The following is a 10,636-nucleotide window of genomic DNA, read 5'->3' as shown; positions in this document are numbered from 1 at the left end:
GAGTCGGGACCAGGAACAGTCCTTGGCGGACTGTTCCGCGCCCGACGAACCGGTCGAGCTCCGCGAGACCGTGGACTCGGTTTTTGTGAACTGCGGCGGCTGTGACCCTCAGCAACCTTCGAGCACTGCTATATAATTAAAGGTTTCCTGTATTCCGGAAAGTGCGCCGAGGGGTTCGGCGTGGCTCCCGGCGCGATTGCGATCAAAGGACTCGGCATGAAAGAAGGCATCCACCCCAACTACCGCGAAGTCTGCTTCGTGGATCTGTCCAACGGTTTTCAATTCGTGACGCGTTCGTGCGCGCCCACCAAAGAAACCATCAAGATGGACGACGGCCGTGAACTGCCGCTGTTCAAACTGGAAACCTCCAGTGAGTCGCACCCCTTCTATACGGGGACGCAAAAAAGCGTGGACAACTTGGGCGGCCGCGTCGAGAAATTCCGCAACAAGTTCGCCCGCGTCGGCCTCAAGAAGTAATCCCTGGGCGGCAGGGTCTGTTCGCCACACACCCCAGCCCCGATCACAAGGCAGCCCAGACATCGGGCTGCCTTGTTCGTTTTCGGGCCCGCTCTGTAAGACACTGCCCCAGCAGCGCCGAAATCCTGCATCATGGCGGCCGTGCTGCACGCCTGCCCTCCTGCCTTGAACCGCCCCACCCCAGCCATCGTCACCCAACGCGCTGCGCGGCGCTTGCCCCGTTGGGCCTTGTTGCTGCTGTGCGCGGCCTATGTCCTGCCAGGCCATTTCGGGCGAGACCCCTGGCGCAATGCAGACGTCACCGCGTATGGCTACATGCACGCGCTGGCCCACGGGGGCGACTGGTGGCACCCGACGATCGCCGGACTGCCCTCTGACGGCGGCTTGTTGCCTTATTGGCTGGGGGCGCTATTCATCCAGGCTTTCGGCAGTTGGATCGGGCCGGAGCTGGCGGCTCGCGTGCCCTTTGCGCTATTGCTGGCCGCCACCCTGGCCCTCACCTGGTACAGCTGCTACCACCTGGCCCGTACGGAAGCGGCCCAGCCGGTGGCCTTTGCCTTTGGCGGCGAGGCCCATCCAATAGACTACGCACGGGCCGTGGCCGACGGTGCCGTGTTGGCCCTTCTGGCCAGCCTGGGATTGTTGCAGCTTGGGCATGAGATCACGCCCGAGCTGGTCCAGCTTGCCGGCGTGAGCTTATGCCTCTATGCCGTCTCGGCCAGCACCTACCGAGGCTGGCAGCCCCGTCTGGCCATCGTGCTTGCCCTGCCGCTGATGGCCGGCAGCGGCGCCCCCAGCTTGGCATTGACCCTGGCGGCGGCCGCCACGATCGTGTGTTGGCGCTCTCATTACGACGCCACCCGCGCCTTTGCTCCCTGGGTGCTGGTTTCGGCCTTGTTCGCCGCCCTGCTGGCGACCGCTTTCGGCACTTGGGGCTGGCGGATCAACCAATGGCCGTCCGTGACCCAGATCCTGCGGCTGCTCGTTTGGTTCACCTGGCCGGCGTGGCTGCTGGCCGGGTGGACATTGTGGCGCTGGCGCCAGCACCTGCAGCATCGACACATCGCCTGGCCTGCATCGATCGTTGCGATCGCGGTGATCGCCTGTGCCGCGATGAACGGCTCCGACCGGGCACTGCTGCTGGGCCTGCCCGCCCTGGCCGTGCTATCGGCCTTCGCGTTGCCGACGCTGCGGCGGACCATGGCTTCGGCCATCGACTGGTTCTCCGTGTGCTTCTTCAGCGCTGGCGCCCTGTTCGTGTGGGTGATGTATGCCGCCATGCACACCGGTATCCCGGCCAAGCCGGCCGCCAACATCGCCAAGCTCGCCCCGGGTTTCGAAGCCAGTTTTTCCTTGCCAGCACTGTGCCTGGGCATCGCCGCGACCCTGGCCTGGGGCTGGTTGGTGCGCTGGCGCACGGGCCGGCATCGGGAAGTGCTGTGGCGCAGTCTCGTGCTGCCCGCCAGCGGCGTGGCCTTGATCTGGTTGCTGATGCTCACCCTGTGGTTGCCCTTGCTGAACTATGCCCGCAGCGACCGCCCGCTGGTCGAGCGCCTGACACGCCATCTGCCGGCTGGCGCCTGCGTGCTGACCAGCGGCTTGCCGCGCCATCAGCTGGCAGCCCTGCAAGCCCTGGGAGGCTTGCGCGTGCAAGCCAGTCTGGAGGCAGGCCCTCGAGATTGCCGCTACCTCTTGTTGATCGGCTCACGGCGCAGCCCGCCCGTGGCGCCTGTGGGGTGGACCTTGGTGGCCGCCGAACGGCGTCCGACGGATCGCCACGAGCAGACCTATCTCTACCGCAGGGACTGATCGCAAATGGCCGCCTGGCGATCCATCGCCCGCGATGCGAGCTCCATTTTGATCGGTCAACTCGCCACCATCGGCTTCGGTGTGGCCGATACCCTGATGGCCGGGCGCGCGTCGAGCGAGGACCTGGCCGCGCTGTCCGTCGGCGCGGCTTTTTACATCAGCATCTTCATCGGGCTGACCGGCGTCGTGCAGGCCTTGATCCCCGTGGTGGGCCAGCATCACGGCAGCGGCCATCCTCGCCTGGTGGGACGCGCTTTTCAACAAGGCGTGTGGCTGGCCTTGGGGCTGGCCGTGCCCGCCATGCTGCTGATGTTCTTTCCCGATGCGCTGCTGGCGCTGACCGACATCACGCCGGAGGTGGCTCAGCGCACGCGCGAGTACCTGTTTTGGCTCGGTTGGGGCCTGCCGCTGGCACTGCTGCTGCGCTGCTACAGCGCGCTGAACCAGGGCATGTCCCGCCCCCTGCTGGTGACCATGCTGCAGCTGGGCGGCCTGGCGCTCAAGTTGCCGCTCAATGCCTGGCTGGTGTTCGGCGGCGGCGCCGTCCCGGCACTGGGCGTGAAGGGCTGCGCGCTAGCCACGTTGTTGGTCCTGGCGCTGCAACTCCTCGTGGCCTGGGTGATGCTGTGGCGACTGCCGATCTACGCCCCTTTCAGGCTTTGGCACGACTGGGAAGGGCCCCGTTGGTCAGACCAGAAAGAGCTGCTGCGCCTGGGTCTGCCCGCCGGAGCGAGCTACTTCGTCGAAGTCACGGCTTTCACCTTGATGGCCGTCTTCATCTCACATTTCGGCACGACCGCCTTGGCCGGGCATCAGATCGTGGCCAACCTGGCCTCGGTGGCCTATATGCTGCCTTTGTCCATCGCAGTGGCCACGGGGGCCCAAGTGGCCCAGTTACGTGGTGCCGGCAATGCCCAAGGCGCCTGGCACGCCGGCTCTCAAGGCATCGGCATGGCCGTGGGCCTGTCGGTGGGCCTGGGCTTGGGCCTGTTCGTCTTGCGTGGCCCCATCGTCTCGGCCTACAGCCTGGACCCCGCCGTGCGAACCATCGCACTGCAGCTGTTCGTCTTCATCGCCATCTACCAGATTTTCGATGCGGCGCAGGTCACGACAGCGTTTGCCCTGCGTTCCTTTCGTATTGCCGTGGCGCCTGCGGTGGCTTACGTGGTGTCACTGTGGGGCATCGGCTTGGCCGGAGGATGGGTGCTCGGCTTCAACTTCGGGGGCCACATCCCCCGCGCCTTGCACGGTGCCAGCGGTTTTTGGGCCGCCAATCTCGCCGCCCTCGCCCTGGTGGCCACCCTCCTGCTGCTGATGTACCGACGGCTTGGCCGCGGCTTCATGCAGACGGCGCAGCCACTGGCGAGGCCATGACATCGTCCTGCGCCGGCGCGACAGGCGCCACACGCAATGGCGGCACGATGAGTCTGAACTGGGAGCCCTTGCCCGGTTCGCTGCGCATGTCGAGCTCTCCCCCGTGGCGCTGCATGACGTGCTTCACGATGGACAACCCCAAACCGGTGCCCCCCGTTTCCCGCGAACGGCTGCCATCGACGCGGTAGAAGCGTTCGGCCAAACGCGGCAGATGTTCTTTGTCGATGCCGATACCGGTGTCTTGCACGAGGAACTCACCGCTGCCGTCCGCACGCACACGCCAGACCACATCGATGCTGCCCCCCTCGGGGGTGTAGCGGATGGCATTGCTCACCAGATTGCTCAACGCACTGAAGTATTCACTTTCGACACCGGCCACCTGAGCAGGCTGCTCTACACGGAAACTGAGGTGGTGACGCCCACGCGACAGGTTGTGCGCATCCTGCTCGGCCTGGAGCATCAGCCGTCCCACATCACACCAGACATCGGTCGGGGGCCGGGGCCCGCCTTCGAGGCGGGCCAGGGTCAGCAAATCGCTGACCAGCGTCTGCATGCGTTCGGTCTGCTGCGCCATCAGCCCGAGTACGCGCGTGCGCTCGGCGTCCGTCAACGGCAGGTTGGTCAAGGTCTCGATGAAGCCCGCCAACACCGTCAGAGGTGTGCGGATTTCATGGGAGACATTGGCCACGAAATCACGCCGCATTCTCTCGGCCCGCTCACGCTCGGTAATGTCTTGCGACAGCACCAGCTTCATGCCCTCTCCGTACGGGCGTACCGTCACCGACAAGCTCACCCCCGCGCGCGCGCCAGGAAACTGAATGGAGCCTTTGAACTCCCCCTCCTGGAGATAAGCCACGAAAGCCGGTGCACGCACGAGGTTGGTCACGCGCTGCTGCAAGTCACGCTGAGGGTCGAGCCCGAAATGCTCGGCCGCCACACGGTTGCACCACTGGATATGATCCTCCGCGTCGAGCATCATCACGCCATTGGGCGAAGCTTCGATGGCCGAGAGGAACTGCGTCAAACGCGTCTGCTCGTGCTGCACCTGCTGCTCGCGCTTGCGCAAAGCACGCTCGATTCGATAGCCCAGCTCGCCCCAAAGCCCGGCATCTCGCGGGGCAGCACCCTGCTGGTCTTCACGCAGCCAGCGCAGCAGCCGATGGCCTCTCAGCGTATCGAGGAGGATCAACATCGCCGCGGCCCCGCAGGCGCCCAACAGCCCCATCAGCAGCGCGGACTCCAGCATCCGCCCGACCCCATAGCCCGCGACGGCCCCCGCCAAAACCACGGCAATGCCAGCGAAAGCCCGAGGAAACACCCAGTTCATGCTCGGCAGCACTCAGGTCGTGGGGGGCGGCAGATGCTGCGCGAGGCGATAGCCCGCGCCGCGCACCGTCTCGATCAACTGTGAACACTGCACCGGCGCCAAGGCCTCACGCAAGCGCTTGACATGGACATCCACGGTGCGCTCTTCGATGAACACATGATCACCCCAGACACGATCGAGCAACTGCGCACGGCTGTGCACGCGCTGCGGGTGCGTCATGAAAAAGTGCAGCAGGCGAAACTCCGTCGGACCCAACTTCACTTCCCGTCCCCCGTGTGTGACGCGGCGCGTGCTGGGGTCCAGCCGCAGGCCGCCGACTTCCACCGCCGCATCCAGCGCCTCGGGCGCCTTGCGCCGCAAGACCGCGCGAATGCGCGCCATCAACTCGTTGGTGGAAAACGGCTTGGTCAAATAGTCGTCCGCGCCGGCATCGAGGCCGGCCACCCGATCGGGTTCGTCGCCGCGCGCCGTCAACATGATGATGGGAACGTCCTTCGTCCGAGGCTCGGCGCGCCAGCGCTTGGCCAAGTCCAAGCCGGATTGCCCCGGAAGCATCCAGTCCAGCAGGATCAGGTCGGGCAGGATGCGATCCACTTCGGCCTGAGCCTGGGTGGCATCCGCCACGACCGTGACCTCATAACCTGCGTGACGCAGGTTCAGCGAGACCAACTCGGCGATCGCATTCTCATCTTCGACGACGAGCACTCGGCTCATGCGGCCACCCCTCCTTCAGCGTACCGCCGACTCGACGCTCTCCATCGAGGCGTGCCGCACGTCGGTGCCCTTGACGATGTAGATGATCTGCTCAGCCAGGTTCTTGGCATGATCGCCCACACGCTCGATCGCCTTGGCCACGAACACCAAGTCGATGCTGGCCGAAATCGTGCGCGGGTCTTCCATCATGTAGGTAATGAGCTTGCGCATCAGGCCATCGAATTCCTGATCGATCTGATTGTCCTGCTTGATGACTTCCAGCGCCTGGTTCACGTCCAGCCGCGCAAACGCATCGAGCGTTTTGCGCAACTGGGTGGTCGCCAGCGAGGCTTCGAAAGACACGTCATTGACGGGTAAGCGCAGGCGGCTGAACACCCCCGTGTTGATGAGTCGTTGGACGGTGCGAGCAATGCGTGCTGCCTCGTCACCCACACGCTCGAGATTGCCGATGGTCTTGGAAATCGCAATCAGCAAGCGCAGATCGCGCGCGGTCGGTTGCCGACGGGCAATGATGGTCGACAAGTCGCGGTCGATCTCGACCTCCATCTGGTTGACGCGCTCCTCCTGTGCGATCACCTCGGTGGCCGCATCACCACTGAAGTTGGACAGTGCATAAATGGCTTGCGCCACCTGCGACTCGACCAACCCGCCCATCTCCAGCACACGGGTGGAAATACCGGACAGCTCGGCATCGAATTGGGTGGACAGATGTTTGTCAGTCATGCGGATCTCCTATGGCCCAGGGGCAAACGCGTGTCGGGGGACGTCTGGACTGGCGCGGGCGCGCGCTGCCGCGCCCACCGCATCACCCGAAACGACCAGTGATGTAGTCCTCGGTGTCCTTCTGCTTGGGCTTCATGAAGAGTTCGGTCGTTGCACCGAACTCGACCAGCGTGCCCAGGTACATGTAGGCGGTGTAATCAGACACCCTTGCCGCCTGCTGCATGTTGTGCGTCACGATGATCACCGTGTAATCGTTCTTGAGCTCATGAATCAGCTCCTCGATCTTGCCAGTGGAGATAGGGTCCAGTGCCGAACAAGGCTCGTCAAGCAGCAACACCTCCGGTTTGATGGCAATACCGCGGGCGATGCACAGGCGCTGCTGCTGCCCCCCGGACAACCCGGCCCCACTCTGGTCGAGCTTGTCCTTGACTTCATTCCACAGGGCTGCCTTGCGCAGCGCCCATTCCACGCGTTCGTCCATTTCCACACGCGGCAGGTTCTCGAACAGCCGCACACCGAAGGCGATGTTGTCGTAGATCGACATCGGAAACGGGGTGGGCTTTTGGAACACCATGCCGATCTTCGCCCGAATGAGCGAGACATCCAGCTTGGAACGCAAAATGTCCTCACCGTCCAGCAGAATCTGGCCTTCCGCGCGCTGTTCGGGATAGAGCTCGAACATGCGATTGAAGGTCCGCAACAGCGTGGATTTGCCGCAGCCCGACGGGCCGATGAAGGCCGTGACCCGCTTTTCCGGAATCTCGAGATTGATGTCCTTCAGAGCGTGGAAGTTGCCGTAATAAAAGTTGAGGTTGCGCACCGAGAGCTTGATCTTCTCGGTCACGGGCACATCGACTTTTGCGTCCATCAGGGATGCCTCTTGGGGAAATCAGTGTTTGTTGCGGAACAACACGCGCGCGGTGATGTTCAGCACCAGCACGCCCAGCGTGATGAGGAACACACCGGTCCAAGCCAGCTTCTGCCAGTTCTCGTAGGGGCTCATGGCGAACTTGAAAATGGTCACCGGCAGGCTTGCCATCGGCTGTGACAGATCGGAGGTCCAGAACTGGTTGGACAAAGCGGTAAACAACAGGGGCGCCGTCTCACCCGCGATACGAGCCAACGCCAGCAACACGCCGGTGATGACACCAGCGCCCGATGCCTTGAGCGTCACGCTCAAGATCACTTTCCACTTCGGCGCTCCCAAAGCATAGGCCGCCTCTCGCAATGAATTGGGAACCAGCACCAGCATGTTTTCGGTCGTGCGGATCACCACCGGGATCACGATCAGCGCCAGCGCCAAAATCCCGGCCCATGCGGAAAACGACTTCACCCGCGCCACCACCACGGCGTAGATGAACAAGCCGATCACGATGGAAGGCGCAGACAGCAAAATGTCGTTGATGAAGCGCGTGATCGACCCCAACCAGCTGCGCTGACCATACTCGGCCAAAAAAATGCCAGCCAGCACCCCGATCGGCGTGCCGATGAAAGTGGCCAGCGTCACCATGACGATCGAACCAAAGATGGCATTGGCCAAGCCCCCGGTTTCTGCCTGCGGCGGCGGGGTCATTTCGGTGAACACCGACAGCGCCAGGCCGCCGATCCCCAGGCGAATGGTTTCCACCAAGATCCACACGAGCCACACCAAACCGAAGGCCATGGCGCAAAGCGACAGCGTCAGTGCCACGGCATTGACCCGCTTGCGACGGCGGTGCATGGCCAGACGACCGGGATCGAAACTTGCCAGGCTCATGAGCGCGCTCCCTCGTTCTTCTTCAGTTGCATCAGCAAGATCTTGGACAATGCCAACACCACGAAGGTGATCAAAAAGAGCACCAGGCCCAAATAGATGAGCGACGCCTGATGCAAGCCTGCAGAGGCTTCGGCGAACTCGTTGGCCAGCGCCGAGGTGATGCTATTGGCCGCTTCGAACAGCGACAGCGAACTGAGTTGATTGAAGTTGCCGATCACGAAGGTCACGGCCATGGTCTCGCCCAGCGCGCGCCCAAGCCCGAGCATGATGCCCCCGATCACGCCGGTTTTGGTGTAAGGCAGCACCACTTTCCAAACCACCTCCCATGTGGTCGACCCCAAACCATAGGCCGATTCCTTGAGCATGGCCGGCGTGACCTCGAACACGTCGCGCATCACCGCCGTGATGAAAGGGATGATCATGATGGCCAGGATGATGCCGGCCGACAAAATACCGATGCCCACGGGCGGCCCGGACACCAGCGTTCCCAGATAGGGCACGTCCCCGAAGGCCCGCTGCAAGGGTTGCTGCACATAGTTGGCCAACAGCGGGCCGAACACCAGCAACCCCCACATGCCATACACGATGGAAGGCACCGCCGCCAGCAATTCGATGGCCGTGCCCAAAGGCCGCTTGAGCCAGCGCGGGGACAACTCAGTGAGAAACAGCGCAATCCCGAAGCTCACCGGCACCGCGATCACCAGCGCGATGAACGACGTCATCAGCGTTCCGTAAATCATCACCAGGCCGCCGAAGTTCTCCTCCACCGGATCCCACTGGCTGCGCCACAGAAAGCTCAGCCCGTACTTCTCGATGGCAGGAGCCGCACCGATGAACAGCGACACGATGATGCCCACGAGCATCCCCAGCGTCGCCAGAGCCGCTCCATGGGTGAGCATGGAAAAAAGCTTGTCGGCCCAAGGAGAGGAGCGCCGCACGACGGGCGGTCCTCCTACGGGATGAGAATGTTCCATCTTTGGGGTCTGGTCCAAGGAAGCAGCTGGAAGTGTAGCGGCCACAAGTCCTCCGAATCACGCAGGGATCCACATGCAAAGGGGGCGCAAGGCCCCCATCGATGACGACACCGCCGGCGCACCGACCCCCATGGTGCAGAGGGAGTCGATGCCCCCAAGCCCCGGAGTCAGTTGGCAAACACCGGCTTGCCCGAGGCGTCTTTGATGTCACGCGCCCAGTGAGCACGAATCAACTGCTTGACCGACTCCGGCAGCGGCACATAGGCCAAGCTGGAAGCCATGGCATCGCCGCTCTTGAACGCCCAGTCGAAAAACTTCAGCGCATGGGCACCTTGCTGTGGTTTGTCCTGCACCTTGTACATCAGGATGAAACTGGCGCCGGTGATCGGCCAAGCGTCCTTGCCCGGCTGATCGGTCAGGATCTGATAAAACGTTTTGTCCCATTGCGCACCGGCTGCCGCCGCTTTGAAATTGGATTCATCCGGCGCGACGAACTGACCATCGCGGTTGCGCATCAGGACATGCGCCATGCGGTTCTGCTTGGCATAGGCGTATTCCACATAACCGATGGAGTTGGGCAGACGTTGGACGAACGCCGACACCCCTTCGTTGCCCTTGCCCCCGGCACCCGTGGGCCAATTCACGGCAGTGCCCTCGCCCACTTGGGCTTTCCACTGAGCGTTCACCTTGGACAGGTAGTTCGTGAAGATGAAGGTCGTCCCGGAACCGTCGGCACGTCGAACCACGGCGATCTGGGCATCGGGCAGCGGCACGCCCGGGTTCAGCGCGGTCAGGGCCGGGTCGTTCCACTTGGTGATCTTGCCCAGGTAAATATCGCCCAACACCTGTCCGGTCATGCGAATCTGGCCGGGCTGGATGCCGCGAATGTTCACCACGGGCACCACGCCACCAATCACCGACGGGAACTGAATCAAGCCAATTTTGTTCAGCTCCTCGTCCTTCAGAGGCATGTCCGAAGCCCCGAAGTCCACCGTCTTGGCCGTGATCTGACGGATCCCGGCCCCAGAGCCCACCGATTGATAGTTGATGCGCACCCCGGTGGCTTTGTGATAGGCATCAGACCATTTGGCATAGATCGGCGCGGGAAATGTAGCGCCAGCACCGGTCACATCTTGGGCATGCACCGAAGCCACCCCGCCCGCAAGCGCGACGGCAGCCAAGGTCAGTCGGAACAAGGAAGACTTCATGAGAGCACGTGTCGATGAAGGTTGGAACAAGCCAGTCCACAGCACCGGGCGCACTGTAGGCCGGTTCTGTGACATCTTGATGACAACCATTGTGCCGTTTTCCGGCGACACACCGTCACAAAACTGTCACCCGAGGGTCACACACGCCGTCTGCCGCCATACGCCGCGCAATGCGCCACCGCCGGGGGAGCGTCCGGCGCAGCGAATCGCGCGATCATGGCGCACTAGCCTCTGCCGGTCGGCCCCGGCCAGCTGGCCTCTCTTGCGGGATGGA

10 protein-coding genes are annotated in these 10,636 nt (G+C 63.2%); 3 read left to right on the top strand and 7 right to left on the bottom strand.

The genetic code is table 11. The features are described from left to right. Nucleotides 1–216: 216 nt before the first annotated feature. From CTA01S_RS14060 to CTA01S_RS14050, 3 genes are all read left to right on the top strand, one after another. On the top strand, nucleotides 217–477 hold the full coding sequence (locus CTA01S_RS14060; RefSeq protein ID WP_019560289.1) for a type B 50S ribosomal protein L31: 261 nt from the start codon (nucleotides 217–219) through the stop codon (nucleotides 475–477). A gap of 132 nt (nucleotides 478–609) precedes the next feature. Continuing rightward, a complete protein-coding gene (locus tag CTA01S_RS14055; RefSeq protein WP_062196430.1) occupies nucleotides 610–2,286 on the top strand; it encodes a glycosyltransferase family protein in 1,677 nt (558 codons plus the stop codon). 6 nt (nucleotides 2,287–2,292) lie between these two features. Then, on the top strand, nucleotides 2,293–3,660 hold the full coding sequence (locus tag CTA01S_RS14050) for an MATE family efflux transporter (RefSeq protein ID WP_062196427.1): 1,368 nt from the start codon (nucleotides 2,293–2,295) through the stop codon (nucleotides 3,658–3,660). Here the strand turns inward: CTA01S_RS14050 and phoR are convergent. From phoR to pstS, 7 genes are all read right to left on the bottom strand, one after another. Next, complete coding sequence (gene phoR, locus CTA01S_RS14045) at nucleotides 3,626–4,987, bottom strand: phosphate regulon sensor histidine kinase PhoR (RefSeq protein ID WP_062196432.1); 1,362 nt, start codon at nucleotides 4,985–4,987, stop codon at nucleotides 3,626–3,628. The two genes, CTA01S_RS14050 and phoR, sit on opposite strands and share 35 nt — an antisense overlap. A gap of 12 nt (nucleotides 4,988–4,999) precedes the next feature. Then, a complete protein-coding gene (phoB, locus tag CTA01S_RS14040) occupies nucleotides 5,000–5,701 on the bottom strand; it encodes a phosphate regulon transcriptional regulator PhoB (RefSeq protein WP_019560293.1) in 702 nt (233 codons plus the stop codon). A gap of 15 nt (nucleotides 5,702–5,716) precedes the next feature. Beyond that, the gene (gene phoU / locus CTA01S_RS14035) at nucleotides 5,717–6,424 is read right to left on the bottom strand and encodes a phosphate signaling complex protein PhoU (RefSeq protein ID WP_019560294.1); all 708 of its coding nucleotides are present in this window, start codon (nucleotides 6,422–6,424) and stop codon (nucleotides 5,717–5,719) included. An 82-nt stretch (nucleotides 6,425–6,506) separates the two neighbouring features. Then, a complete protein-coding gene (gene pstB / locus CTA01S_RS14030) occupies nucleotides 6,507–7,292 on the bottom strand; it encodes a phosphate ABC transporter ATP-binding protein PstB (RefSeq protein WP_062196425.1) in 786 nt (261 codons plus the stop codon). A 21-nt stretch (nucleotides 7,293–7,313) separates the two neighbouring features. Next, nucleotides 7,314–8,180: a phosphate ABC transporter permease PstA gene (pstA, locus tag CTA01S_RS14025; RefSeq protein ID WP_062196422.1), complete on the bottom strand. Its 867-nt coding sequence runs from the start codon at nucleotides 8,178–8,180 to the stop codon at nucleotides 7,314–7,316. After that, nucleotides 8,177–9,154: a phosphate ABC transporter permease PstC gene (gene pstC, locus CTA01S_RS14020; RefSeq protein ID WP_051090196.1), complete on the bottom strand. Its 978-nt coding sequence runs from the start codon at nucleotides 9,152–9,154 to the stop codon at nucleotides 8,177–8,179. The genes pstA and pstC overlap by 4 nt, the downstream gene beginning before the upstream one ends. 167 nt (nucleotides 9,155–9,321) lie before the next feature. Further along, nucleotides 9,322–10,362, bottom strand: coding sequence for a phosphate ABC transporter substrate-binding protein PstS (gene pstS, locus CTA01S_RS14015; RefSeq protein ID WP_019560298.1), 1,041 nt, complete (start codon nucleotides 10,360–10,362; stop codon nucleotides 9,322–9,324). Nucleotides 10,363–10,636: the final 274 nt, after the last annotated feature.

This window comes from Caldimonas taiwanensis NBRC 104434 (assembly GCF_001592165.1).
Taxonomy (GTDB): domain Bacteria; phylum Pseudomonadota; class Gammaproteobacteria; order Burkholderiales; family Burkholderiaceae_C; genus Caldimonas; species Caldimonas manganoxidans.
The sequence above is the reverse complement of the archived record's forward strand: the minus strand, read 5'-3'. Positions and strand labels throughout refer to the sequence as shown.